Source organism: Pseudomonas sp. LTGT-11-2Z (genome assembly GCF_003691445.1).
In the GTDB taxonomy this organism is placed as follows: domain Bacteria; phylum Pseudomonadota; class Gammaproteobacteria; order Pseudomonadales; family Pseudomonadaceae; genus Aquipseudomonas; species Aquipseudomonas monteilii.
In genome coordinates this window covers 3,117,515-3,142,368 of the sequence record NZ_CP033104.1, presented here as the reverse complement: position 1 = coordinate 3,142,368, position 24,854 = coordinate 3,117,515, and the positions used below count along the sequence as shown (strand labels likewise).

Below are 24,854 nucleotides of genomic sequence, written 5' to 3'. Positions count from 1 at the left end.
GAGCGCAGCATATATGGCTGCGTTCGGTTGGGTAACAGGCAGATGGTCTGATCCGCTCAGAGGCGTTCGATGATCATCGCAATGCCTTGGCCAACGCCGATGCACATGGTGCACAGGGCGTAGCGGCCGGCGGTTTCTTCCAGCTCATGCAAGGCAGTGGTTACCAGGCGTGCACCGCTCATGCCCAGTGGGTGACCCAGGGCAATGGCACCGCCGTTGCGGTTCACCCTCGGGTCGTCATCGGCCAGGCCCAGTTCGCGCAACACCGCCAGGCCCTGGGCCGCAAAGGCCTCGTTAAGCTCGATGACGTCGAGGTCGGCCAGCGACAAACCCGTCAATTCCAGCACCTTGCGGGTTGCCGGTACCGGGCCGATGCCCATCAGCCGGGGCTCGACCCCGGCCACGGCCATGCCGGCGATACGGCCGCGCGCCTTGAGGCCGTGTTGGCGGGCAGCCGCGCTACTGGCCAGCAGCAGGGCGCAGGCACCGTCATTGACCCCGGAGGCGTTGCCCGCTGTTACGCTGCCGCCTTCACGGAAAGGCGTCCCAAGCCGGGCCAGTTGCTCGAGCGTGGTATCGGCGCGTGGGTGCTCGTCGTGCTCAATCACTTTGGGCGGGCCTTTGCGCTGCGGGATTTCGACCGGCACGATTTCCCGGGCCAGGCGGCCGCGGGCCTGAGCCAGCGCTGCCTTGTGCTGGCTACGCAGGGCGAATGCATCCTGGTCGGTGCGCGAAATACCGAACTGTTGCGCCACATTCTCGGCCGTTTCCGGCATCGAATCGGTACCGTAGGCGGCTTTCATGAGCGGGTTGACGAAACGCCAGCCGATGGTGGTGTCGAACAGCTCGGCGGCACGACCGAATGCCTGCTCTGACTTGCCCATCACAAATGGCGCACGGGACATTGATTCCACGCCACCCGCCAGCATCAGCCCAGCTTCACCACAGCGCAGGGCGCGGGCTGCATTGCCGATGGCATCCAGGCCGGAACCGCACAGGCGGTTGATGGTGGTCCCAGGCACTTCGAGTGGCAGCCCGGCCAACAGGCTGGCCATGTGCGCCACGTTGCGGTTGTCTTCACCGGCCTGGTTGGCACAGCCGAGCATGACGTCATCGACGGCTTTCCAGTCCAGTTCGGGGTGACGCTGGATCAACGCCTTGAGCGGGATTGCAGCGAGGTCATCGGCTCGCACGCCGCTCAAGGCGCCGGCGTAGCGGCCAATAGGGGTGCGCACGGCGTCGATGATCAAGGCATCGGGCAGAGTGTGTTCATTCATCTTGCGTCTCCTGCGCCAGCACGGTGCCGCGCACTTTGTAGGATTTGCCATGGAACATCGCCACCAGCTCACCGCGCTGGTTATCGATGCGCACGTCGTACAGGCCGGTGCGGCCCTTGCGGCTGACCTCGCTGGCGTGGGCGCAGAGCACGTCATCGCGCAACGCTGGGGTCAGGTAGTCGATGCTGCAGCCCAGCGCCACGGTGGCCTCATCGTAGCTGTTACAGGCGAAGGCAAATGCCGAGTCGGCCAGCGCGAACAGGAAGCCGCCATGGCAGGTGCCATGACCCTGGATCATGTCGGCACGAACCGGCATGCGCAGGCTGGCCCTGCCTGGGCCGGCATCCAGCAGGGTAATACCCAGGCTCTGGGTGGCTTGGTCGCGGGCGTACATGGCGTCGGCACAGGCGTGTGCCAGTTCCACTTCAGTCATGCAGGGTGCCTCCTTTGGCTTCGCAGCGGCGTAACAACAGGGAAGGGCGGTAACGGCTCTCGCCGTAGCTGCGCTGCAGGTTGTCGAGCACGCGCAGGGTGTGGGCAATACCTATATTCCCGGCCCAAGCCAGCGGGCCGCAGGGGTAATTGACGCCGGCGCGCATGGCCAAGTCGATGTCGGCGGCGCTGCCGACACCTTGCAGCACGGCATCGGCGGCTTCGTTTGCAATCATTGCCACGGTGCGCAGTACCACCAGGCCGGGCAGGTCGGCGACCGCCGTGACCTTGAGCCCGGCGCGCTGCAGCAGGGCCACGGCGTGGTCGCGTGCGCTTTCGGTGATGTCCGCCGACCAGCTGATGGCTATTCGCGTGGCCGTGCTGTAGTCCAGTGCGAGGTCGAGCAACACCAGGTTGCGCAGGCCGTCTTCACGGGCGCGCTGGCTGGCGAGGCGGCCATCGGACAGTGCCAGGGTGGCATCGCCGACCAGGATCACACCGCTACCTGCACGCCGGGTGACAGCGATGCCGTTGAGGCTCAGGCGCTCTACCAGTGGCTGCATTACACCCAGGTGCCCCTCGATGACGCAGGCTTCGGCGCTGGTGAGGCTGCACAGTTCAGCAGGTGTTGGCCGTTCGGCGCCTTCGGCATAGCTATAAAAGCCTTGGCCAGTCTTGCGGCCAAGGCGTCCGGCATCCACCAGCTCTTTTTGCACCAACGAAGGCTGGAAGCGGAAATCTCCATAGAACGCATCGAACACCGAGCAGGTGACGGCGTAGTTGACGTCGTGGCCTATCAGGTCGGTGAGTTCGAACGCCCCCATCCGGAAACCACCCGCATCGCGTAACAGTGCATCGAGGCTGGCGCAGTCGGCGGCACCTTCCTGCAACAGGCGCAGGCTTTCGGCATAGAAAGGCCGCGCCACACGGTTGACGATAAAGCCCGGTGTCGAGCGCGTGTGCACTGGCTGTTTACCCCAGGCCTGGGCGGTAGCGTAGATGCAAGAGGCCACTGCCGGTTCGGTTGCCAGGCCCGACACCACTTCGACTAATGCCATCAGCGGCGCCGGGTTGAAGAAGTGCATGCCAACGACCTGTTGCGGGCGTGCAAGGCCGGCGGCCAAGCTGGTGATGGATAACGACGAGGTGTTGCTGGCCAGTATGCAATCGTCGGCGCACAGGGCTTCGATCTGACGCAATAGCGTCTGCTTGACCTGCAGGTTCTCGACAATGGCTTCGATCACCAAGCCGGCATCAGCCAATGCTTCAAGGGTGTCGACCGGGCATAGCCGCAGGCGGATCATTTCGTGTTCGGCTGCCTGCAACTTGCCTTTTTCCACTAGCCGGGTGAGTTGCCGATCAATACCGGCCACAGCCTGGGCAGCAGCCCCTGGGCGGTTGTCGTACAGTTTCACCGGGTGACCGGCCTGGGCCGCGACCTGGGCGATGCCGGCCCCCATGGCACCCGCACCGATCACCGCCACCTGCACATCGCTTTCGAGTGGACTCATGTTCAGCACCCCTTGAAATCTGGCGTGCGCTTGTTCATGAAGGCGCTCACGCCTTCGCGGTAGTCTTCGCTGCGCCCGGCTAGGCGCTGCAGATCACGTTCCAGCTCCAGCTGCTCATCGAAGCCATTGTCGAAGCTGGCATTGAGGCCGCGCTTGATCAGGGCCAGACCGTAAGTGGGCTGGGTGGCAAGCTGGCGGGCGAGGGTGAGGGCCTCGTCACGCAGCGCGGCATCGTCCACTACGCGATGGATCAGCCCCCACTGCTGGGCCTGTTCGGCGCCAAGGCGGTCGCCCAGCATGGCCAGGGCCTTGGCCCGTGCCATGCCGACCAGGCGCGGCAGCAGCCAGGTACCACCCGAGTCCGGCACCAGGCCGATCTTGCAGAACGCCTGAATGAAGCTTGCAGAGCGGGCAGCCAGTACCAGGTCGCAGGCCAGCGGTATGTTGGCACCGGCGCCAGCGGCCACGCCGTTGACCGCACAGATCACCGGCAGCGGCAGGTCGCGCAGTGTGCGCACCAGCGGGTTGTAAAACCTGTCGATGGACTCGCCAAGGTCTGGCATTTCGGCACCTGGGGCAACGTTGCGGTCGGACAGGTCCTGGCCGGCGCAGAAGCCACGGCCTTCGCCGGTCAGCAGCAGCACCCGCGCGTCACTGCTCTGGCGTACTTGCTTGAGTGCCTCGCGCACTTCCAGGTGCATGGCGGTGTTGAAGCTGTTCAGTTGCTCGGGGCGGTTAAGCGAGAGGAGGGCGACGCCGTCCTCGATGGAAAACAGGATGTGCTGGAAAGTCATGACAGACTCGCTCCGTCAGTCGAGGGAAAATGGTCAGCGGCCCTGGAAGCGGGCCTGGCGCTTTTCCTGGAATGCTCGGATGCCTTCATCGCGGTCGGCGGTACCGGCAAGCAGGGTGAACGCATGCCGTTCGAAACGCAGGCCGCTGGCCAGGTCGGTGTCGCCGGCTTTCAGTAACGCCTCCTTGCCCAGACGCACAGCCAGGGGCGCCTTGGCGGCAATGCTGCGGGCAACCTGCAGGGCGCGTTCCACGGTGAGTTCGGGTTGAGTGGTTTCGCTGACCAGGCCGGCCTGCAGGGCGTGGTGGGCGGAGATCGCTTCACCTGTCAACACCATCTGCATGGCCAACGGCTTGCCGACGGCGCGCAACAGGCGCTGGGTGCCGCCGGCGCCGGGGATGATGCCGAGGTTGATTTCCGGCTGGCCGAAACGGGCGTCGGTACCGGCAATGACGATGTCGGCACACATCACCAGCTCGCAACCGCCACCCAGTGCATAGCCGTTCACGGCGGCAATCAGCGGCTTGGCGAATGCAGCGATCGCTTGCCAATGGGCTACACGAGGGTCGTTGAGAATGCCGACCAGATCGCGCTCGGCCATCTCACGGATGTCGGCACCTGCGGCAAATGCCTTGGGGCTGCCAGTAATCACTACGGCGCGTATCTGCTCGTCGCCCTCGGCAAGCTTCAAGGCCGCAGCCAGCTCTGCCAGTAGCTCGGTACACAAGGCATTCAGGGCCTCAGGCCGTTGCAAGGTGATGAGCTGAACGCCAAGTTCGGGCGCCTGCACATCGAGATATCGCGGCATGTCGGGTTCCTCTGGCTACACGCACGGCACATCGTGGCGCCGGCATTTCTTGGATTTGTTTTTTGCAAGGCGTGATGCTGGGTCACGACCAAGTGCAGCCAGTATATGCACCAAGCGATACCACTACGCAATGTTAAAAATTCAATTGCGTATCTCTTTATGCGATTTTAAGCCTCAAAAACAGGCATCGACGAGCTTTCGATTAAACGTTTCATCTAGCTATTAATCACAGTTATAGCTAGATTTATCCCGATTTTTCACCCACCAGAGAAGCGATACACGATTGACGAGCAAACTGCTTGTGATACAAGATCTAACTGCATACAAAGACATTTCAGGAGTTTTACCATGCCTTGTTATCGACTGGACGGCCTGACGCCCGTGGTGCATCCATCAGCCTACGTACACCCCAGTGCAGTGCTGATCGGCGACGTCATCGTCGGCCCTGGTTGCTACATAGGCCCATTGGCATCGCTGCGGGGAGATTTCGGCCGTATCGTGCTGGAGGAGGGTGCCAACCTGCAGGACACCTGCGTAATGCATGGCTTTCCGGGCGGCGATACCGTGGTAGAACGCAACGGGCATATCGGACATGGCGCCGTGTTGCACGGGTGCCGAGTAGGCGAGGACGCCTTGATCGGGATGAATGCGGTGGTGATGGATGGTGCCCATATCGCACCGCGCTGCATCGTAGCGGCTACCAGCTTCGTCAAAGCCGGCTTCGAGTGCGAAGCTCAAAGCCTTGTAATGGGCTCGCCAGCCCAGATGAAACGGCGCCTGAGCGAGCAGGAGCTGGCTTGGAAGCAGCGCGGCACTGCGCAATACCAGCAGTTGGCGCAGCGCTGCATGAACACCATGGTCGAATGCTCGCCACTGGCCGAGGTTGAAGCAGGGCGGCTGCGTATGGAAGACACAGGCATCAGGCCCAAAGGCCAGGCGACGGCATGAGCCTGCTTGCGTCACGCAATGGCCAGGCGGCCCGCCGCACAGGTATAGTCGGTGCTTTATCCGCGCACAGTTCGCCCATGAGCAATCTTGCCCCACTGAACAACTTGATCACTCGCTTCCAGGAGCAGACGCCGATCCGCGCCAGCTCCCTGATCATCACCTTGTACGGCGATGCCATCGAGCCCCACGGCGGTACCGTTTGGCTAGGTAGCCTGATCAACCTGCTGGAGCCTATCGGCATCAATGAACGGCTGATTCGCACATCGATCTTTCGCCTGACCAAAGAAGGTTGGCTCACGGCTGAAAAGGTTGGTCGGCGCAGTTACTACAGCCTGACGGGCACGGGTCGAAGACGCTTCGAGAAAGCCTTCAAACGCGTCTACAGCCCAAGCCAACCCGCTTGGGACGGGGCGTGGACGCTAGTGCTGCTGTCGCAACTGGAGGCAGGTAAACGCAAGGCCTTGCGTGAAGAGCTGGAGTGGCAGGGGTTTGGTGTAATGGCGCCGAACCTGTTGGGTTGCCCGCGGGCAGACCGTGCCGACCTGGCTGCCACGTTGCGCGAACTCGAGGCCAGCGACGACAGCATTGTCTTTGAAACCCACACACAGGAAGTACTTGCGTCAAAAGCCATGCGCGCCCAGGTGCGGGAGAGCTGGCGTATCGACGAGCTGGGACAGCAGTACAGCGAGTTCATCCAGCTGTTCAGACCGCTGTGGCAGGTGCTGAAAGAGCAGACGGTGCTTGATGCGCAAGATTGCTTCCTGGCACGCACGCTGCTGATTCACGAGTACCGCCGCTTGCTGTTACGCGACCCGCAACTGCCAGAGGAGTTACTACCAGGGGACTGGGAGGGAAGGGCCGCACGACAGCTGTGCCGTAACCTCTATCGGTTGGTGTTTGCCAAGGCAGAGGAATGGCTGAACGCAGCACTGGAGACGGCTGACGGTCCATTGCCCGATGTTAACGAGAGCTTCTACAAGCGGTTTGGTGGATTGGCGTAAGGGTAAAGAGTGGGCAGTTATCCGTCCTTTTTATATAACTACGCTAAATGAATACAGATGAGATTACTCACCTGTATTAAGAGGGGGCGTTAGCTGTCGGTGCTGATGGGCGAAACCCGTTTTTTACCCATTCAGTGCATCCAGTCCGGCCGTTGGCGGGTATTGCTTATGGGCGGCCTGTGACTGCCCAGCCAAATGACCTGTCAGGAGCACTACCCATGAGCCTCAAACCCTCCGTCTGCCTGCTCGCCTGCTGCCTCGCCCTGGCGCTGCAACCCGCTCACGCCCAAACCGCGCTGCCAGATGCGGTCAAGGTCCCCGATGGTCATCGCGTCTTGCTCGAGACCGTCGGCGTCGGCGAGATCACCTACGAGTGCCGCGACAAGGCCAACACCCCTGGCCAGACCGAATGGACCTTCGTAGGCCCCAAGGCCACGCTCAATGACCGTGCCGGCAGACAGGTGGGCGACTACTTCGGCCCACCCGCCACCTGGCAGGCCAAGGACGGATCAAAAGTCACCGGCACCCAGGTGGCGGTGGCACCTGCAGACAAGGGCGCTATACCTTATCAACTGGTCAAGGCCAACCTGGCCGAAGGCAAAGGCGCCATGCAGGGCGTCAGCTACATCCAGCGCCTGGCCACCCGCGGCGGCGTGGCGCCGGCAAGTGACTGTACGGCGCAGAACAAAGGTGCTAGGCAGGTCGTCATGTACCAGGCCGACTATGTGTTCTGGACAGCCAATTAAGACGCACTTGAGCAGACGCCTTGCAATCGTTCATCTATGCTCGTTGGCAAGCCCCCGGCTGGATGGCCGGGGTACCTTGCATGACACAAGGAAGCTGCACACGTTGAACTCGCCTGTCGCCCCCTTCGACTTCAACCGCTGCCTGGAGGCCTGCGCACAGGGTGACCGGCGTGCCCTGCAGGCGCTTTACGACCACGAAGGCGCGCGCCTGCTGGGCGTTGCCCGGCGCATCGCGCGTGACGACGCCAGCGCAGAAGACATCGTCCACGATGCCTTTATCCGTATCTGGACCCGCTCCGCCAGCTTCGACCCCGCACGCGGCTCTGCGCGCGGCTGGATCTACAGCATCACCCGACACCTGGCACTGAATTCGATCCGCGACTCACGCCGTGAAACCGTGCTGGACGAAGCCGATATGGATACGACGCCCACATTGCACGGGGGATTCGATGACGTTGACCTCTGGTCAGGGTCGGCGAAGATCTACCGTTGCCTTGAAAAACTGCAGCCTGCACCACAGCGTTGCATCCTGCACGCTTATGTGGACGGCTGCAGCCACGCCGAAATCGCCGGGCTGCTGGGAGCGCCATTGGGCACCGTCAAAGCCTGGATCAAGCGCAGCCTAAAGGCATTGCGGGAATGCCTGGAATGAAGCCGGATACTGCCGAGGAACTGGATAGCCTCGCCGGCGAGTTCGTGCTGGGAACCCTGTCGCCACAGCAACACGCCACAGTGGCCGAGCGCCTGGTCAACGACACGGCTTTGCGCGCCGCAGTGAATGCCTGGGAAGCACGTTTGCTGGAGCTGACCGCGCTGGCTGCGCCGCAACCTCCAAGCGCCCGCCTGTGGGGCCGCATCCAGCGCAGCCTGAATGAAATGGCCGCACCTGCCACACAGCAGCAAGTTAAATGGTGGCGACGCCTCGGCCTGTGGCATGGGCTGAGTGCTGCGGGGCTGGCTGCAAGCGCGGTCCTGGCGTTTACATTGCTTACTGCGCCCCCGCCGACCACCCAATTCGTGGTGGTATTGGTGGCGCCGAACAGCCAAACTGCCGGCTGGGTGGTGCAGACCAGCGATAGCCGCATGATAGAGCTGATCCCGCTTGGCCAGGATGCTGTCCCCGAAGGCATGGCCCTTCAGTTCTGGACCAAGGGCGAACAGTGGCAAGCACCGGTTTCACTGGGCCTAGTCAAACCCGGGGAGCCCTATCGTGTTCCGCTACAGAGCCTGCCACCGCTAGAGGCCAACCAATTGTTCGAACTGACACTGGAGAAATCTGGCGGTTCGCCTACCGGGCTGCCTACGGGCCCAGTGAAGTTCATTGGCCGCGCGGTAAAAGTGATCTGACCAAAGGTCTGCAACCACTGACCGCTATGGGTCGATAGCAGCCTTTGGCGATAGCTCCCAAGCAGGGGAATTTTGCTCCCCGTCCAATACGCATTCTTGCCCAGGCGCATTCGCGTATAAGCCTGTTTATGCGCTATCGACGTCTGGACCTCAACATTCGGAGCGTTCCGACTGATTATAAAGCAGCAATGCTGACCCCATTGTGACCAAGGAGTGGCCGCTCTTAGCGCGCTGACTGCTGTCTCCAACGATCAGCACGCGCACTGCGACCAAGGTCGAATCCGTGACTTCAGATTCCCTTCAGATTGACCACTGATACTCCCCCCATCAAGCCAACGGGGGGAGTTTCATGACCCAGTCTCAGTGGAGCGGCCTGCTCCCATTGCCTATCGGCAGCCACGTCGACCATCAGGCCCACTTGTCGCTTCATCTGCACAAGGACCCTGGCCGCGATGAGCTGGAGCACTTCATTCATCAGTGTTTTGCCAGCGTGCACCACGCTGATGTGCAGCATTACCTGCCAGAACTGCTGGCGCTGCATGACAGCCATGGTCGGCTGATTGCTGCCGCAGGCTTGCGCCCGGCCAGCAGCGGGCCGCTGTTTCTCGAGCACTACCTAGATGAGCCGCTGGAAGCTGCAGTTTCACGCGTAGCGGGCTGCCCCATTGAGCGTGAGTGCATGGTCGAAGTCGGCAACCTGGCCTCGCTCAGTGCCGGTAGCGCGCGAATCATGATCATAGCGGTGACCTGGCTATTGGCTACACGGGGCCTGAAGTGGGTGGCATTCACCGGCGCGACGACACTGATCAACAGCTTCCAGCGCCTGGGGTTGGTGCCATCGGTACTGGCGGCGGCCGACCCGGCTCGGCTGAATGGGCAGGTGGACCAATGGGGTACCTACTACGCTCAGCATCCGCAAGTCTTTGCCGGCAGCATTGGTCATGGCTTCGATGCCTTGAGCAAGGCTGGGGTGTTTCAGCGCCTAGGATTGCCAACCGCCTTCCAGGAGACTGGTCATGCCGCATGAACTGGAGCGCTTCCATCAACTGCTGGTCACGTTTTCCCGCGATCACGGTGACGCCATTGCCGTGCAAGGGGCGACTGAGCGCTTCACCTACAGGCAGCTACTGGCAGAGGTGGGGTTGCGCACCCACGGCTTGCGTACGTGTTCGCCAGGCCCTCTGGTACTGGCGCTGGATAGCAGCCCGCAGTTGGTGTTCTGGGATTTGGCGGCGCTGTTTGCCGAGCGTCCTTGTGTAATCGTGCCGTCGTTCTTCAGTGTTGCCCAGTTCAGCCATTGCATCGAGCAGAGTGGCGCCAGCCATGTGCTGTGCGACCCGCAATGGCACGGTACGCTCGCCGAACTGGGGTTCGTTCAGCAGGACGTGTTCTGGGTTCGCGAGGCAGAGCCCGCTGCAGCGCTGCCTGAAGGTACCGCCAAGATCACCTACACCTCCGGCAGCACGGGCAAGCCCAAAGGCGTGTGCCTTTCTGCTGCGGCCCTGTTGCGTGTCGCCCGGGAACTGGAGGTGGCCAGCCGGCCCAGTGAACCTCAGCGTTACCTGGCGGTGCTGCCGCTGGGCGTGCTGCTTGAAAACCTTGGTGTCTACGCCGCATTGATGGCCAGGGCGAGTGTGCTGCTTTACCCCCAGGCGCAACTGGGCATGGGCGGTGCAAGCCAGGTCGATTTCAAGCGCTTGCTGGGGGCCATCGCCCTGAGCGGCGCGCAGAGCCTGATTCTGGTGCCGCAGCTGTTGATGGGGCTGATCACTGCTATCGAGCGTGGGCTGATGCGGGTGGGGGCGCTACGGTTCGTTGCGGTCGGCGGTGCCCGTGTGGCACCCAGCTTGCTGGCCCGCGCCGAAGCGATCGGCCTGCCGGTGTTCGAGGGCTATGGCTTGTCAGAGTGTGCTTCGGTGGTGGCCTTGAACCGGCCGGGGGCAACCCGCCGCGGCAGTGTCGGCAAGCCGCTGCCCCATGTGCAGGTGCGGATCGCCGAGGACGGGGAGGTACTGGTGGCGGGCTCGGTGCTGCTCGGCTATCTGGAGGAACCACCCGTCTGCGATAGCTGGTGGGCCACCGGCGACCTAGGCCATTTCGACGAGGAGGGCTACCTGTACCTCGATGGCCGCAAGAAACACCAGTTCATCACCAGCTTCGGGCGCAACGTCAACCCGGAATGGGTGGAGGCCGAACTGACCCAGAGCGGCGTGATCGCCCAGGCGTTCGTACATGGCGAGGCCCTGCCAAAGAACCTGGCATTGCTCTGGCCGCTGGACCCCGCTACCCCCGACACCCTCATCGACAAGGCTGTGCAGCAGTGCAATGCCTTGCTGCCGGACTACGCCAGGGTCCATGCCTGGCGTCGCCTGCCGTGCCCCCTGTCCAGTACCGACGACACACTGACCGCCAATGGCCGCCCGCGCCGCGAGGCCATCCTGCGGCGTTACCACTCCCTGTTATCCGACATCCCTTTGTGAGGTCTGCCATGTCCTTTTTCGATACCCTGCAAATGCAAACCACCCAGGAGCGTCAGGCCCTATTTGCCGTGCCGGTTATACGCGATGCGCTGGCGGGGCACGTCAGCATCGACAGCTATGTGGCCTTCCTGACTCAGGCATACCACCATGTACGCCATACCGTGCCGCTGATGATGGCGTGCGGGGCGCGCCTGCCTTCGCGCCTGGAATGGCTGCGCGGCGCCGTGTGTGAATACATTGAGGAGGAGTACGGCCACGAGCAGTGGATCCTCAATGACATCAATGCCTGTGGTGCCGATTGGGAGGCGGTGCGTGACGGTCGCCCGGCGCTGCCGATCGAGCTGATGGTCGCCTACCTTTACGACTTGATTGCCCGTGGCAACCCGGTCGGGCTGTTTGGCATGGTCAATGTGCTCGAAGGCACCAGCATTGCCCTGGCCACCCAGGCCGCCGGCACAATCCAGCGCACGCTGGCGTTGCCCGACAGCGCCTTCAGCTACCTGAGCTCCCATGGCGCGCTGGACCAAGACCACATGGTCACCTACCGGCAGCTGATGGACCGCCTTGATGATGCTGACGACCAGCGGGCTGTGATCCATGCGGCCAAAGTGGTTTACCGGCTGTATACCGACATGTTCCAGGGGCTGCCGCGTGCGGACCTGCAAGAGGTGCGTCATGCGCTTGCCTGAGTGTGTAGTCATACTGACCGGTGCCAGCGGAGGCATCGGCCTGGAGCTGGCCGAGCAGTTGTGCGCAGCCGGTGCCCGGGTACTGGCGGTGAGCCGGCAGATGGGCAAGCTCGCCGGTTTGATGAACCGTTATCACGACAGGCTGCTCTGGCAGTCGGCCGATCTGCGCAGCCATGAGGGGCGTGAGCAGGTGCTTGCCCGTGCCCGGGAGATGGGCGGGGTCAACGTCCTGATAAATGCCGCGGGCGTGAACCGTTTTGCCCTGTTCGACCAGGTCGACGAGCTGGCGCTGAACGAGTTGCTGGACATTAACCTCAAAGCCGCCCTGCAACTGACGCGTGTGTGTCTGCCGCTGCTGCGCGCACAACCCAGGGCACTGGTGGTCAACGTCGGCTCCACCTACGGCTCGATCGGCTACCCCGGCTATGCCACCTACTGCGCCAGCAAGTTTGCCCTGCGCGGCTTCTCGGAGGCGCTGCGCCGCGAGCTGGCCGATACCTCGATTAATGTCATGTACGCCGCACCCCGGGCGACCCGTACCGCAATGAACAGCAGCGCTGCCACGGCGCTCAACGAGGCGCTGAAGGTTGGCATGGACGACCCGGCAGACGTGGCCCGTGCTGTGCTCAAGGCCGTGCAGTCAGAACGCAGCGAGCTTTACCTGGGCTGGCCAGAAAAGCTCTTCGTGCGCATCAACGGCATGTTGCCCGGCGTGGTCGACCGTGCACTGCGCAAGCAGTTGCCGTTGATCCGTCGTTACCTCGCTAGCCATTCCAAGGAGTCGATCAAATGAAACGTCTGTTCATCGCTAGCCTGCTTGCGTTCGCACCGCTCACCTGGGCGCTGGACCAGGCCGGCAGCCAACAATTGGCTAACTTGCAGCAGCGCTGGGCGCAGATCCAGTACCAGACGCCCAAAGACAAACGCGCCGATGCGTTCGAGAAACTCGCAGCTGATGCTTCTACGCTGGTCCATCAGCACCCGGGCTCGGCCGAACTTTTGATCTGGGAGGGCATCATCAACAGCAGTTGGGCGGGTGCCACCGGCGGCCTGGGGGCGCTGGGTAAGGTCAAGTCGGCCAAGGCGAGCCTGGAGCAGGCGATGGAAATGGACCCCACCGCCTTGCAAGGGTCCGCTTACACCAGCCTGGGGACCTTGTACGACCAGGTACCCGGCTGGCCCATCGGCTTTGGCGACAGCGACAAAGCTGACGCCTTGTTGCGCAAGGCGTTGCAAATAAACCCCAATGGTATCGACAGCAATTACTTCTGGGCCGATCATCTCTTCCGGCAGAAACGCTACGCTGAAGCCACCGCTGCCCTGGAAAAAGCACGCCAGGCGCCGCCACGGCCAGGCCGCGAACTGGCCGATCAGGGCCGGCGTGGCGATATCGATGCTTTACTCAAGGCCATCAAGGACAAACAGGACTGAACATGCGGCTGCTGCTGGTTGAGGATGATACCGCCCTGGGCGAGGGGATCTGCGACGGGTTGCGCCAAGAGGGCTACACCCTCGACTGGCTGCGCGATGGCCTGAGCGGGCTGCATGCCCTGCAACACGAAGTATTCGACCTGGTGATCCTCGACCTCGGGCTGCCGCGGTTGGACGGCATCGAGCTGCTGCGACGGGTGAGGGCAGGGGGCAACAGCTTGCCGGTACTGATCCTTACCGCGCGCGATGCGACCGAGGACCGTATCTCTGGCCTGGATGCCGGTGCCGACGACTACCTGGTCAAACCTTTCGACCTCAATGAGCTCAAGGCCCGCCTGCGCGCCTTGCTCAGGCGCAGCGCCGGGCGGGCCAAGGTGCTGATCGAGCACGCCGGTGTAAGCCTGGACCCTGCTACCCAGCAGGTGTGCTACAACGGCGTGCCTGTGATACTGACGCCCAAGGAGTATCGCCTGCTGCACGAATTGCTGGCGCAACCGGGCAAGGTGTTCACCCGTGAGCGGTTGACCCAGCTGCTGTATGGCTGGGACGAGGAGCCTGAGAGCAACACGTTGGAGGTGAACATCTATCACCTGCGCAAGAAACTGTTCAACGGCCTGATCCGCACGGTGCGCGGTATCGGTTATCTGGTCGAGGCCAAGCTGTGAGCTCGTTGCGCCAGCGCACATTGTGGCGGGTGATGGCGCTGATGCTGCTCGGCACCGGCTTGTTGGCGTTGTACAACTATCACGACAGCCGACGCGAGATCAATGAAGTCTACGATGCTCACATGGCTCAGAATGCCCGGCTGTTGCAGGGGGTGATGAACCTGCCGGTGCGGGATGGCAACCGCGAAAAGCTGTATCAGGCATTTAACGAGGCGCTGGGCAAGGCCGGGCGCCACCGTGTGGGCCACCCCTATGAGAGCAAGCTGGCATTCCAGGTGTGGGGGGAGGGAGCACGGTTGCTGGTGCACACCCCCAGTGCACCGACGCTCGACGCACCGCCTGCGGCGGCGGGCTTCTACGATTTTGACAGTGGTGGCGAACAGTGGCGCGGCTTTGTATTACCGGTGCCCGAAAAACAGTGGGTAATCTGGGTGGGTGAGCGCGACGATGTGCGTTACGACCTGATCGACCGCATCGTACGCCATACCCTTTTCCCGTTCCTGCTCGGCAGCCTGGGCCTGGCGCTGTTGGTCTGGGCGGCCATCGGCTGGGGGTTGCGCCCGTTGCAGAACATGGCCGATGTGATTCGTGGGCGCCATGCCGACTCCCTCGAACCCCTGCAACTGGTGCCGTTGCCGACCGAGCTTGAGCCTATGCAAGCCGCCATCAACCGCCTGCTGGCGCAGATCGATGATCTGCTGCGGCGTGAGCATCGCTTCATTGCCGACGCCGCCCATGAGATGCGCACACCGCTGGCGATCCTGCGTCTGCATGCGCAGAACGCACAGGCCGCCAGTACCGATGCCGAGCGCCAGAAAGCCCTGGGTTTTCTGATTGGCGGCGTGGACCGGCTGACCCGGGTGGTCAACCAGTTGCTGACCCTCGCCCGGGTCGAGCCGCGCCTTGGTCAGCGCGCCACCACCCGTGTCGACCTGGGCGAAGTGGTCACCGATGTGCTGGCGGATCTCACCCCCTGGATACTGGATCGCGGCCTTGAGCCCTCGCTGGATCTCAGCGAAGGTGACCATGGCCTGATGATCGATGCCGGAGCGTTGGGCATCGCCTTGCAGAACCTGGTTTCCAATGCGGTGGAGCATTCACCGCCTGGCGGGCGCATCACGGTATCACTCAGGCGCCTGGCCACTTGCTTCGAACTGGTGGTCGAAGATGAAGGCCAGGGCATAGACGACGCGGATCTTGCGCGGGTATTCGAGCGCTTCTATAGCCGCAATAGCCCCAATGGCGCAGGGCTGGGGTTATCCATCGTGGCCACCATTGTCGAGCGGCTGGGGGGGCAGGTGCGCCTGGAAAACAGGGCCACTGGCGGGCTGGCTGCCATCGTGTCGCTTCCCTTGCAGTGAGCTGCTCAAGCAAATCGCTGCACGGCCTCACCTGTTTCAAAACGTATCGGTACTTCAGACTTCTTTAAGCTTGGGCTGACAACGTGGTGGTGTACGTTGCCCGGTTTGCCTTCAGCGCCGATGGGCAGCGAATACTTCCCTGTCACAAGAGGCCCTGGATATGGCACGCACGTCGAACCCCGCCCGTTACGGGCAACTTTCGATAATCATGCATTGGAGCATGCTCGTTTTATTCATGGGCGTTTATGCCTGTGTCCAATTGCGCGAGGTATTGCCCAAAGGGCACTTTCTCAAGGCCCCCCTGTTGGGCGTGCATGCCGTGATGGGTATTGGCATCTTCACTCTGGTGTGGCTGCGCCTCCTTGGTCGGCTCAGCCCACGGCCTGCAATCGTGCCGACACCGCCTGCCTGGCAGGGCTTCATGGCCAGCGTGCTGCATATTGCATTGTACGCCCTGATGATCCTTACACCTCTGCTGGCCTGGCTGATGCTCGCGGCCGCTGGCAAGCCGCTGCCCTATTGGGGTGTGGCCATACCTGCACCCGTGGCGGTGGACCCGACGCTGGCCAGGGCGCTCAAGGGGTGGCATGAGTGGCTGGGGAATGCGGGTTACTGGCTGATCGGGCTGCATGCCTGTGCAGGCCTGTTGCATCATTACTGGCTGAAGGACAATACCCTCAAGCGCATGTTGCCAGGGCGGTGAGTCCGAAACGCTGGTTTCAAGGCTGAAGGCGAATGAGCCCTCAGCCTGGTTGGTTTCGTTGCGCGGCTATAAGGTGCCGCTCAGCAGCCAACCGAACACGCCGCAGCCCAGGACAACCAACCATGCAGGCCACTTCCAGAACATCAGGGCCATCAAGGCCATCAGCGCCCATGCCAAGTCTGCTGGCTTGGAGATGGCGCTCGTCCACACCGGTTGGTACAAGGCAGCCAGCAGAAGCCCGACCACGCCGGCGTTTACACCGGCAAGCGCTGACTGGCTGCGGGCGCTGCGCCGCAGTGTTTTCCAGAAGGGAACTACACCGATCACCAACAGGAAGGAGGGGGTAAAAATGGCGAGAATGCCAACCGTCGCGCCCACCCAGCCGGAGGGCTGCACGCTCATGGCTGCACCCAGGAAGGCTGCAAACGTGAAGAGTGGGCCCGGTATGGCCTGCGCCAAGCCATAACCTGCGAGAAAGGTGTCATTTGTGACCCAGCCATTGGCCACTGTGGCCGACTCAAGCAACGGTAGCACCACATGCCCGCCGCCGAATACCAGCGAGCCTGCGCTATAAAAGGCGTTGATCAATGCCAGTGCCTGTGAGGGCCAGATGCGGGTCAATAGCGGCAAGCCGACCAACAAGGCAAAGAACAGGATCAGCGCAGCCAGCCCGGCCTTTCGGCTGACTGAAAACGGCAGCTCGTCCCCTGCCGGGGAGCCCGGAGGCTTGAGCAGGATCAAGCCTGTGATGGCCGAGCCTGAGATCACAGCTATCTGCCCGATCGCGTTGGGCCACAGCAGCGCGGTACAGGCAGCGAACAGGGCGATGGTTACCCGCGCAACATCGGTGCAAAGGCTACGTGCCATGCCCCACACCGCCTGGGCCACCACGGCGACTGCGACGATTTTCAGCCCATGCAACAGGCCACTTGGGGCGCCACCTCCCCATGCCCCCAGGCCCTGAGCACACAGCGTCAGCAGTAGGGCCGATGGCAATGTGAACCCTGCCCACGCAGCGACAGCGCCCGCGAAACCCGCCCGTGACAGGCCCAGAGCGATGCCGACCTGGCTGCTGGCGGGGCCGGGAAGCAGTTGGCACACCGCGACCAGCTCAGCATAACTGCGCTCGCTGAGCCATTGGCGGCGCGCTACAAATGCTTCACGAAAGTAACCCAGGTGCGCAATGGGGCCACCGAAAGACGTCAGCCCCAGCCGCAAGAACACCAGAAACACCGACCAGGCAGAGTCGCTGGGCTTCACGCCGCAGTGGGTGCGTTCTGACAAGGCAGGCTCCTTGGGTGAGTGATGCTGCAGGTTTTGGTGAGGATCAGCCAGCCTCGAGGCTTGTTTTGGGGAGTAGACCCGCGCCGCCCGCGCGGCGCTCGGTTTCACAGTCACTGAAAATCCTGCAACACGCCCCCAGAACCCGTATTCATTTGTGCAAAGTTTGCTGTTCGCCGCCTACGCTGTCCAGAGTCTTGGTCTGCAGGAGGCACCATGAGCAGTTTCCCTATCGTCGCTACCGTCCTGTCTATGGTCTTCCAGCCGCAGCGAGGACGAACGTGAAGGGCTCGCGTGTACTTCGAGCAGGATGGCCGCTTCGCGTTGTTATTCCTGTCGGGCTGTTACCTGCTTGGGTTCATCGTCAACATTCTGTTATTCGGCGTTTCGCCCATGGCGCTGTGGGGCGCCTCTGACCGTGGCATTCGTGCCTCTCAATATGGCGGACCTGGTGATATCACTAGTGACGTGACCGAGGTCTGGCGCTGCGCATTAAAATCTATGCAGTTGGAATACAATATCTGTACAAGATGCTATTGTTGTACAGTATTTTCGCGTGCTCGAGGTCAGTATGGCGCACCGTGCTAGTTGGACTTGCCTTTGTCTGCTACTGGCTACCTTTTCAGCGGTGGCGGGCTGGAAGGCGGAGCTGCCTGGGGCGCAACGGCTTGGGAGTGGTGAGTTCACCTGGTTTGGTCTGCGTCTGTATACAGCCCAATTATGGACTTCAGGGCCAGTTCATGACTGGAACCAGCCCTTCGCCCTTGAGCTTCTCTACCACCGTTCGTTGTCCAGGGACACCTTGGTACAGGCAAGTCTCGAGGAAATGCGCCGCCTCAACGGTGGCAGCATTACGTCGCAACAACGCACGGCGTGGGCCCATGCGATTGAAGAGGCATTCGTGGACGTACGCCCCGGCACGCGCATTACTGGCTTGTACCTGCCGGGGCAGGGCTGCCACTTTTACGTCGACGGTAAACTCAGCCGCGAAATTGCCGACCCGGCCTTTGCAAGGGCGTTCTTTGCCATCTGGCTCGACCCCCGAGCCAGGGACCCACAACTGCGTCAGCGCCTGCTTGGGCTGGCTGGCAACGACCGAGGAACATGAATATGTACAAAGTACTGTTGCTGGTCTCCTGCCTGCTTCTGGGCAGCTGTGGCAATGTCGGTGTCGAGCACTATGCCCAGGAGCAGCCGAAACTGGACCTGGCTGCATTCTTCTCGCGACCGGTGCAGGCCTGGGGCATGTTCCAGAAGCGTTCCGGTGAAGTGGTCAAGCGCTTCCACGTGCGTATAGACAGCCGCCGCGAAGGTGAGCGGCTGATCCTCGACGAACATTTTCTATACAGCGATGGTACTCGCCAGCAGCGTACCTGGACACTTATGCCAGACGGCCCCGGCCGCTGGCGCGGTACCGCGGGGGACGTGATCGGCGAAGCGCGCGGCGAAGTCGCGGGTAACGCGCTGCGATGGCGTTACCAGCTGGACCTGCCGGTTGACGGGCGGCACTGGCAGGTAGACCTGGACGACTGGATGTACCTCATGGATGACGACACCCTGATCAACCGTTCGAGCATGAGTAAGCTGGGCGTTGAGATTGGCCAGATCACCCTGTTCTTCCGCCGCCTGCCAGAGGGCACACCATGAACCTGATCGCGCTTACCCAGCTGGTCTCGACCGGCGAAGCAAAGGAACTTGAACTGCTGTCGCTGGAGGGCGGCTTCTACCTCCTGCGCGCCTTGACCGACGCCGGCCCCGTGACACTGAGCGATGCCCATGGGCAGCCCGTTCGCGTGCGCTCCACTACTGAGCTGCGGCAGTTGTTAGCCGACCTGCCACCCGTGCCGTGCATGCTGGTACAACAGGTGGTGCATGATGAGATGTGCGGACAACGTGACGGCCCTATTGCACCGCTGCGCGTGCCGGTAACGCTCACCAGCCAATGGTAGCCTGACCATGCGCCTAGGCCTTGTGCTGGGTGACCAGCTGTCGTTCGACTTGGCGAGCCTGGCTGCCCTTGACCCCGCCCGCGATGCTGTTCTGATGGCGGAAGTGGAGGGTGAGGCCCGCTACGTGACGCATCATCCGCTCAAGATCGTTCTCATCTTCAGCGCCATGCGGCACTTTGCCCAGGCCCTGCGTGAGCGGGGTTGGCAGGTGCATTATGTCGAGCTGGATGCTGACGGCAACAGCGGCAGCATCGTTGGCGAGCTGCATCGCTGGCAACAAGCCTTGGGCGCCACGCACATTCACCTCACTGAGTGCGGGGAGTGGCGGCTGGAGCAGGCTTTGCGTGACGCCGCACTGCCGCTGGTGTGGCATCGCGACACACGTTTTCTGTGCTCCCGCGAGGCCTTCGCGCGCTGGGCTCACGAGCGTCGCCAGCTGCGAATGGAGCACTTCTACCGTGGCATGCGCAAACGAACCGGCCTGCTTTTGGAGCCCGACGGCAGTCCGGCAGGCGGGGCCTGGAATTTTGATGGTGATAACCGTAAGTCATTACCTCGCCAGTTGCGTGGGCCGTTCGCTGCGCATTTCGCGCAGGACGGGATCACGGCAGCGGTGGTCTCCCTGGTACGTCGGCGCTTCAGCGACCACTACGGAGACATCGACGGCTTCGACTACCCTGTGACCCATGCCGAGGCACAGCAGCTGTGGCAGCATTTTCTGGATTTTGGCCTGGCGGCTTTCGGCGACTACCAGGACGCGATGGCCGAAGGCGAGCCGTACCTGTTTCATGCGCGCATCAGTGCGGCGCTCAATATCGGGCTTCTGGATGTCAGAGGTTTGTGTGAGGAGGTCGACAAGGCCTGGCGAGAGGGGCGGGTACCGCTTAATGCAGCTGAAGGCTTCATTCGCCAGTTGATCGGCTGGCGCGAGTATGTGCGCGGTATCTACTGGCTGCGAATGCCGGAGTATGCCGGGCTCAACCACCTGGGCAACGACCGAGCGTTACCTGAGTTCTATTGGACCGGGCGCACCCGCATGCGCTGCATGGAGCAAGCCATCGGGCAGACCCTGCGGTTGGGCTACGCGCACCATATCCAGCGGCTGATGGTGACCGGCAACTTCGCCTTGCTGGCCGGAATCGTGCCCACCGCGATTTGCGAGTGGTACCTGGCGGTCTATATGGATGCCTTCGACTGGGTCGAGCTGCCCAACACGCTTGGCATGGTGATGCACGCCGACGGCGGCTACCTGGGGTCCAAGCCATACTGCGCCAGTGGTCGTTACATCCAGCGCATGTCAGATCATTGCAAGGCTTGCAGTTACAAGGTCGACCATGTGATCGAGGACGATGGCTGCCCGTTCAATGCCCTGTACTGGCATTTTCTTATCCGCCATCGCCCCCTGCTGTCGACGAACCCGCGTTTGGCTCTGGTCTATCGCAGCCTCGATGGCATGACGGCTAGCCGCCGCGACGCCGTGTGGCAGCGTGGCCAGGCACTGTTGGCGCAGCTTGATGCGCAGCAGGCGTTATGAAAAAGAGCCATTTGCCCAGCAAGGTCTGCGTGGTGTGTGGTCGGCCGTTCAACTGGCGTAAGCGCTGGGCCCGCTGTTGGGAGCAGGTGCGCTATTGCTCCGAGCGATGCCGCCGGTCAGCGCCGCGCCGCGAGGCGCGCGAGCAGTGGCAGGGCCAAGGCCCAAATCGGCATCAGTAGCAGGCCGGTTTGCAGCGAGCCAAGCGGCAGGGCGACATCCGCAAACCTTGCGCCGCCTACATAGGCTAAGGGGCCACCTAGTGCACCCAGCAGCGCACCGAGCTGCCAGTGCCTGCCAGCCCATGCAAGGCTGTGGCGCATGCCGCTGGCCAGCACCAGCCACAGCAGCGCCAGCCACAGGGGCAGCGGCCAGGCGTCGAAACCGAACATGCCCAGTGCCCCCAGCGAACTGTCGAGCACACACCCAGCCAAGGTGACGCGCAGCAGCGCCTTGACCTCGGCGTTAACATCCGGACACAGGCGCAGGTGCACCACCACACCTACAATCACCAGCAGCAGTAGCCAGGGGCGTTCTGCGCCCAGCACGCAGAGCCACCAGCCAGCCTGCAACCAGACTGCATTGGCGACCAGCCAGCGCCCGGGCATCAGGCACCGTAAGGTAATGGGGCGCGCCGTGCCAGTGGCGCTGCCCACAGCAGGTGCGCAACGCCGATGGTGCGCTCCTCGAAACCGCCCTGGCAGTAACACAGGTAGAACTCCCACAGGCGCTGGAACATGTCGTCGTAGCCCAGGTCCGTCAGTGCTGTGCGCGCCTGGCGCAGGTTTTCACGCCAGTGCTGCAGCGTGCGGGCATAGTCCCGGCCGAAGTCTTCCATGTGCACGAGGTTGAGTGCGGTATGCCGGCTGGCGGTGTCGAGCAATACGCTCAGCGAAGGCAGGGCGCCACCAGGGAAAATGTAGCGCTGGATGAAGTCGACCGAGCTCCGCGCCTGGGCGTAGCGCTGGTCGCGGATGGTGATCGCCTGCAGCAGCATCAGGCCGTCGGGCTTAAGTAGCGAGGCACACTGGCGGAAATACACGGGCAGGTAACGATGGCCGACTGCTTCGATCATTTCGATCGAAACCAGTTTGTCGAAGGTGCCTTGAAGGTCGCGGTAGTCTTCGCGAAGTACCTGGACGCGCTGCTCCAGCCCGAGGGCCTGAACGCGCGCCAGGGTATGGCTGTACTGCGCCTCGGAGATCGTCGTGGTGGTGACCCTGCAGCCGTATCGGGTGGCTGCGTGGATCGCCAGGCTGCCCCAGCCGCTGCCAATTTCCAGCAGGTGATCGTCAGGGTGCAGTTCAAGCTTCTGGCAGATGCGCTCCAGCTTGTACAACTGGGCTTGCTCCAGTGTTTGCCCGGGATGTTCGAATTGGGCCGCCGAATACATCATGGTGGGGTCCAGCAGCCGCTCGAACAGAGCATTCCCCAGGTCGTAATGCGCCAGAATATTGCGCCGTGCACCGCGTTTGTTATTGCGGTTGAACCGGTGCAGAAGCCGCAGGGCAGGGCGGCCGAAACGGGCCAGCCCCCCCTCCAGCGCGTCGAGCACCTCAAGGTTGGCGACGAAAAGGCGGGTCACCAGCGCCAGGTCGGGGCTTCGCCAATAGCCGTGGATGTAGGCCTCGCCAGCACCGATCGAGCCATTGCCGACGATTAGGCTCCAGGAGGCGTCATCGAGGATCTCCACCTCGGCCTGCAACGGGCTGTCGACATCACCGAAACTCCACTGCTGCCCGTGGCTGAGCAGACGCAGATGGCCGTGGCGCAGCTTGCGCAGTTGGGCGAGCACTGCGCCTCGTGCCAGCCCGCCAAGCAAGGGGGCAAGGCCTGCGAACTTGCTAACGCTCAGTGTGGGATTCGACATCATCAGGGTCCTCGCAAGGTTGGCCCAGCGCCAGGTCATTCTGGCTGGTGGTGTGGTCATGCACGGGGGTGAGTTTGAGTAACAGGCGTAGCGCTTGCCAGTAGATGGCCGAGACAGTGCGCAGGCTCATCCATGGGAAGGTCATGACATACCCGCGCAGCGCGGTTGCATCCAGTGGCTGACGGTGCAGGGCGAGGTCGGCCTCGAACACCTTGTGGCCGTCCTGCCAGTTCTGCATGTGGATGCGTACATGGTCTGCGCTCAGGAAAAAGCGCAGGTGATAGTCCATGTCCAGTGGCATGAACGGCGAAACATGGAAGGCCTTGGCCACGGTGAACGGCTTGGCAAGGTTTTCCTGCACCGGTAGTACGTAATGAAAACGCTCGCGCCACGGGGTGTTGCGCACCTCCATCAGGATTGCCGTCAGGTAGTCGTCGCGGTCGTGGCAGAAATAGAAGCTCACCGGGTTGAACGACAGCCCCCAGCAACGCAGTTGCGTCAGCAGCCGTACCGGGCCATTGGGCATGTGACCAGTGGCCTGACACACCAGCAAGCGTGCGGCCTGCGCCAGGGTTACGCCGTGGCGGGTCTGAGCTGGCAGGTAGTCGGTCTCGCGCCAGCACAGCGGCGCCATACGCCAGCGCCCAAGCCAGCGTGACAGGCCCATCAACCAGGCTTGTTCGTCCAAGTCCAGGTAGAACATGCCGATCCGGTAGCGGAAAGCATGCAGGTGCGGTTTCAGCCTGCGGTGGCTGATCCAGCCCAGGCAAAGGCTGCTGTTCACAATTGCTCTCCGAAATGTGCAGCCACCTTCAGGGCGCTGACCACCCCGTCCTCGTGAAAGCCGTTGCCCCAGTAGGCGCCACAGAAGTAGCTGTGAAGCTGACCCTGCAGTTGTGCCTGGCACGCCTGTGCGGCGGACGCGGCAATGCTGTACTGCGGATGGGCATACTGAAAGCGCGCGATCACCTGCGCCGGGTCTATCAGTGCGGTCTGGTTGAGGCTCACGCAGAAGGTTGTCGGCGCCTGGATTCCTTGCAGGATGTTCATGTTGTAGGTCAGCGCGGCGGGAGCCTGCTCGGGGCCGCCCAGGCGGTAGTTCCAGCTGGCCCAGGCGCTCTTGCGGCGTGGCAGCAGGCGGGTATCGGTGTGCAGCACCACATCGTTGCTGGCGTAGCCGATGGCGCCGAGTACAGCGCGCTCCTGCATGGTTGGGGTTTCCAATAGCGCCAGAGCCTGGTCGCTGTGGCAGGCGAACACCACATTGTCGAAGCGTTCGGGGCCGGCCGCGCTCACCAGATTCACGCCTCCGTCATCGCGGCTGACCCGGGATACCTTGCATTTGAGGCGTATGCGTTCAGCAAACGGTCTGCACAGCGGCGCGATATAGCTGTGTGAACCGCCTTGAACCACCCGCCACTGTGGACGCTGGTTGACCGACAGCAAGCCGTGGTTGCGACAGAAACGGACGAAGAACTCAAGGGGGAAATGGAGCATATCGGCGCGGGACATCGACCAGATCGCAGACCCCATCGGCACGATGTAGTGGTCGATGAAGCGCTGCCCGTAGCGCTGTGTCTGAAGGTAGGCGCCCAGGGTGGTGTCTTGATCGATTCGCCGATTGTCCAGGTCGGCCAGCGCCTGGCGGTTGAAGCGCAGAATATCACGGATCATGCCCCAGAAACCTGGCGACACCAGGTTACGGCGTTGGGCAAACAGTGTGTTCAGATCGTGACCGTTGTATTCCAAGCCAATGACCGGATCATGCACGGAAAAACTCATTTCAGTCGGCTGCGAGGTGACCTTGAGCTGGTCGAGCAAGCGTATGAAGTTGGGGTAGGTCCAGTCGTTGAAAACGATGAAGCCGGTATCTATTGCATAGCGCTGGCCCTGCCAGACCACATCGAGGGTGTGCGTGTGCCCTCCGATCCATTGCTCGGCTTCGAAAACCGTTACTTCATGCTTGCGTGACAGCAGATGGGCGCAGGTCAGCCCCGCGATGCCACTGCCGATGATTGCGATACGCATGGA

28 protein-coding genes are annotated in these 24,854 nt (G+C 62.4%); 18 read left to right on the top strand and 10 right to left on the bottom strand.

The window, feature by feature from the left end; all coding sequences use genetic code 11:
* Positions 1 to 56 precede the first annotated feature (56 nt).
* The 5 genes from pcaF to paaF are packed head-to-tail and all read right to left on the bottom strand — an operon-like array spanning position 57 to position 4,821.
* On the bottom strand, positions 57 to 1,277 hold the full coding sequence (gene pcaF / locus D8767_RS14655; RefSeq protein WP_016715215.1) for a 3-oxoadipyl-CoA thiolase: 1,221 nt from the start codon (positions 1,275 to 1,277) through the stop codon (positions 57 to 59).
* Positions 1,270 to 1,710, bottom strand: coding sequence for a hydroxyphenylacetyl-CoA thioesterase PaaI (gene paaI, locus D8767_RS14650; RefSeq protein ID WP_016715214.1), 441 nt, complete (start codon positions 1,708 to 1,710; stop codon positions 1,270 to 1,272). Before paaI ends, pcaF begins: the two co-directional genes overlap by 8 nt.
* On the bottom strand, positions 1,703 to 3,220 hold the full coding sequence (gene paaH, locus D8767_RS14645) for a 3-hydroxyacyl-CoA dehydrogenase PaaH (RefSeq protein ID WP_029380341.1): 1,518 nt from the start codon (positions 3,218 to 3,220) through the stop codon (positions 1,703 to 1,705). Before paaH ends, paaI begins: the two co-directional genes overlap by 8 nt.
* 2 nt (positions 3,221 to 3,222) lie before the next feature.
* Positions 3,223 to 4,014 (bottom strand): 2-(1,2-epoxy-1,2-dihydrophenyl)acetyl-CoA isomerase PaaG, encoded by a 792-nt coding sequence (paaG, locus tag D8767_RS14640; RefSeq protein ID WP_016715212.1) that lies wholly within the window; start codon positions 4,012 to 4,014, stop codon positions 3,223 to 3,225.
* A gap of 33 nt (positions 4,015 to 4,047) precedes the next feature.
* Positions 4,048 to 4,821, bottom strand: coding sequence for a 2,3-dehydroadipyl-CoA hydratase PaaF (gene paaF / locus D8767_RS14635; protein ID WP_016715211.1), 774 nt, complete (start codon positions 4,819 to 4,821; stop codon positions 4,048 to 4,050).
* A gap of 348 nt (positions 4,822 to 5,169) precedes the next feature.
* Here paaF and paaY point away from each other — a divergent pair, with 348 nt between their 5' ends.
* The 13 genes from paaY (at position 5,170) to D8767_RS14570 (ending at position 16,192) form a co-directional block, all read left to right on the top strand.
* On the top strand, positions 5,170 to 5,769 hold the full coding sequence (gene paaY / locus D8767_RS14630; protein ID WP_016715210.1) for a phenylacetic acid degradation protein PaaY: 600 nt from the start codon (positions 5,170 to 5,172) through the stop codon (positions 5,767 to 5,769).
* 77 nt (positions 5,770 to 5,846) lie between these two features.
* A complete protein-coding gene (paaX, locus tag D8767_RS14625) occupies positions 5,847 to 6,770 on the top strand; it encodes a phenylacetic acid degradation operon negative regulatory protein PaaX (RefSeq protein ID WP_174442277.1) in 924 nt (307 codons plus the stop codon).
* A 218-nt stretch (positions 6,771 to 6,988) separates the two neighbouring features.
* The gene (locus tag D8767_RS14620) at positions 6,989 to 7,516 is read left to right on the top strand and encodes a DUF3455 domain-containing protein (protein WP_016715208.1); all 528 of its coding nucleotides are present in this window, start codon (positions 6,989 to 6,991) and stop codon (positions 7,514 to 7,516) included.
* Between the two features lie 103 nt (positions 7,517 to 7,619).
* Positions 7,620 to 8,168 carry a sigma-70 family RNA polymerase sigma factor gene (locus D8767_RS14615; RefSeq protein ID WP_016715207.1) on the top strand — a complete coding sequence of 183 codons (549 nt, stop codon included), beginning with the start codon at positions 7,620 to 7,622 and terminating at the stop codon, positions 8,166 to 8,168.
* On the top strand, positions 8,165 to 8,863 hold the full coding sequence (locus D8767_RS14610; RefSeq protein ID WP_016715206.1) for an anti-sigma factor domain-containing protein: 699 nt from the start codon (positions 8,165 to 8,167) through the stop codon (positions 8,861 to 8,863). Before D8767_RS14615 ends, D8767_RS14610 begins: the two co-directional genes overlap by 4 nt.
* 349 nt (positions 8,864 to 9,212) lie before the next feature.
* Complete coding sequence (locus D8767_RS14605) at positions 9,213 to 9,890, top strand: thermostable hemolysin (protein ID WP_016715205.1); 678 nt, start codon at positions 9,213 to 9,215, stop codon at positions 9,888 to 9,890.
* Positions 9,880 to 11,343, top strand: coding sequence for an AMP-binding protein (locus D8767_RS14600; RefSeq protein WP_016715204.1), 1,464 nt, complete (start codon positions 9,880 to 9,882; stop codon positions 11,341 to 11,343). The genes D8767_RS14605 and D8767_RS14600 overlap by 11 nt, the downstream gene beginning before the upstream one ends.
* A gap of 8 nt (positions 11,344 to 11,351) precedes the next feature.
* Entirely contained in the window at positions 11,352 to 12,032 is a 681-nt protein-coding gene (locus D8767_RS14595; RefSeq protein WP_016715203.1) for a TenA family transcriptional regulator, read from the top strand.
* The gene (locus D8767_RS14590; protein WP_016715202.1) at positions 12,019 to 12,825 is read left to right on the top strand and encodes an SDR family oxidoreductase; all 807 of its coding nucleotides are present in this window, start codon (positions 12,019 to 12,021) and stop codon (positions 12,823 to 12,825) included. Before D8767_RS14595 ends, D8767_RS14590 begins: the two co-directional genes overlap by 14 nt.
* Positions 12,822 to 13,463 carry a tetratricopeptide repeat protein gene (locus D8767_RS14585; RefSeq protein ID WP_016715201.1) on the top strand — a complete coding sequence of 214 codons (642 nt, stop codon included), beginning with the start codon at positions 12,822 to 12,824 and terminating at the stop codon, positions 13,461 to 13,463. Before D8767_RS14590 ends, D8767_RS14585 begins: the two co-directional genes overlap by 4 nt.
* Positions 13,464 to 13,465: 2 nt before the next feature.
* The gene (locus D8767_RS14580) at positions 13,466 to 14,128 is read left to right on the top strand and encodes a response regulator (protein ID WP_016715200.1); all 663 of its coding nucleotides are present in this window, start codon (positions 13,466 to 13,468) and stop codon (positions 14,126 to 14,128) included.
* Positions 14,125 to 15,489, top strand: a complete 1,365-nt coding sequence (locus tag D8767_RS14575) for a sensor histidine kinase (RefSeq protein WP_029380340.1) — start codon at positions 14,125 to 14,127, stop codon at positions 15,487 to 15,489. The genes D8767_RS14580 and D8767_RS14575 overlap by 4 nt, the downstream gene beginning before the upstream one ends.
* Before the next feature lie 160 nt (positions 15,490 to 15,649).
* Entirely contained in the window at positions 15,650 to 16,192 is a 543-nt protein-coding gene (locus D8767_RS14570; RefSeq protein WP_016715198.1) for a cytochrome b, read from the top strand.
* 66 nt (positions 16,193 to 16,258) lie between these two features.
* Here the strand turns inward: D8767_RS14570 and chrA are convergent, their stop codons facing one another.
* Complete coding sequence (gene chrA, locus D8767_RS14565; protein WP_016715197.1) at positions 16,259 to 17,476, bottom strand: chromate efflux transporter; 1,218 nt, start codon at positions 17,474 to 17,476, stop codon at positions 16,259 to 16,261.
* Between the two features lie 568 nt (positions 17,477 to 18,044).
* Here chrA and D8767_RS14555 point away from each other — a divergent pair.
* Genes D8767_RS14555 through D8767_RS14535 form a run of 5 tightly spaced genes read left to right on the top strand, consistent with a single transcriptional unit; the run spans position 18,045 to position 21,135 of the window.
* Positions 18,045 to 18,581 carry a chalcone isomerase family protein gene (locus D8767_RS14555; RefSeq protein ID WP_016715196.1) on the top strand — a complete coding sequence of 179 codons (537 nt, stop codon included), beginning with the start codon at positions 18,045 to 18,047 and terminating at the stop codon, positions 18,579 to 18,581.
* Positions 18,582 to 18,583: 2 nt separating this feature from the next.
* On the top strand, positions 18,584 to 19,120 hold the full coding sequence (locus tag D8767_RS14550; RefSeq protein ID WP_016715195.1) for a DUF3833 domain-containing protein: 537 nt from the start codon (positions 18,584 to 18,586) through the stop codon (positions 19,118 to 19,120).
* Complete coding sequence (locus D8767_RS14545) at positions 19,117 to 19,422, top strand: DUF6482 family protein (protein ID WP_016486281.1); 306 nt, start codon at positions 19,117 to 19,119, stop codon at positions 19,420 to 19,422. Before D8767_RS14550 ends, D8767_RS14545 begins: the two co-directional genes overlap by 4 nt.
* A gap of 7 nt (positions 19,423 to 19,429) precedes the next feature.
* Complete coding sequence (locus D8767_RS14540; protein ID WP_016715194.1) at positions 19,430 to 20,956, top strand: cryptochrome/photolyase family protein; 1,527 nt, start codon at positions 19,430 to 19,432, stop codon at positions 20,954 to 20,956.
* A complete protein-coding gene (locus D8767_RS14535) occupies positions 20,953 to 21,135 on the top strand; it encodes a DUF2256 domain-containing protein (protein WP_080578134.1) in 183 nt (60 codons plus the stop codon). The genes D8767_RS14540 and D8767_RS14535 overlap by 4 nt, the downstream gene beginning before the upstream one ends.
* Here the strand turns inward: D8767_RS14535 and D8767_RS14530 are convergent.
* The 4 genes from D8767_RS14530 to D8767_RS14515 are packed head-to-tail and all read right to left on the bottom strand — an operon-like array spanning position 21,073 to position 24,851.
* A complete protein-coding gene (locus D8767_RS14530; protein WP_016715193.1) occupies positions 21,073 to 21,561 on the bottom strand; it encodes a DUF2878 domain-containing protein in 489 nt (162 codons plus the stop codon). The genes D8767_RS14535 and D8767_RS14530 overlap by 63 nt on opposite strands.
* Complete coding sequence (locus D8767_RS14525) at positions 21,561 to 22,823, bottom strand: cyclopropane-fatty-acyl-phospholipid synthase family protein (RefSeq protein WP_016715192.1); 1,263 nt, start codon at positions 22,821 to 22,823, stop codon at positions 21,561 to 21,563. Before D8767_RS14525 ends, D8767_RS14530 begins: the two co-directional genes overlap by 1 nt.
* Complete coding sequence (locus D8767_RS14520; RefSeq protein WP_016715191.1) at positions 22,798 to 23,607, bottom strand: DUF1365 domain-containing protein; 810 nt, start codon at positions 23,605 to 23,607, stop codon at positions 22,798 to 22,800. The genes D8767_RS14525 and D8767_RS14520 overlap by 26 nt, the downstream gene beginning before the upstream one ends.
* Positions 23,604 to 24,851: an NAD(P)/FAD-dependent oxidoreductase gene (locus D8767_RS14515; protein ID WP_016715190.1), complete on the bottom strand. Its 1,248-nt coding sequence runs from the start codon at positions 24,849 to 24,851 to the stop codon at positions 23,604 to 23,606. Before D8767_RS14515 ends, D8767_RS14520 begins: the two co-directional genes overlap by 4 nt.
* Between the last annotated feature and the right edge of the window lie 3 nt (positions 24,852 to 24,854).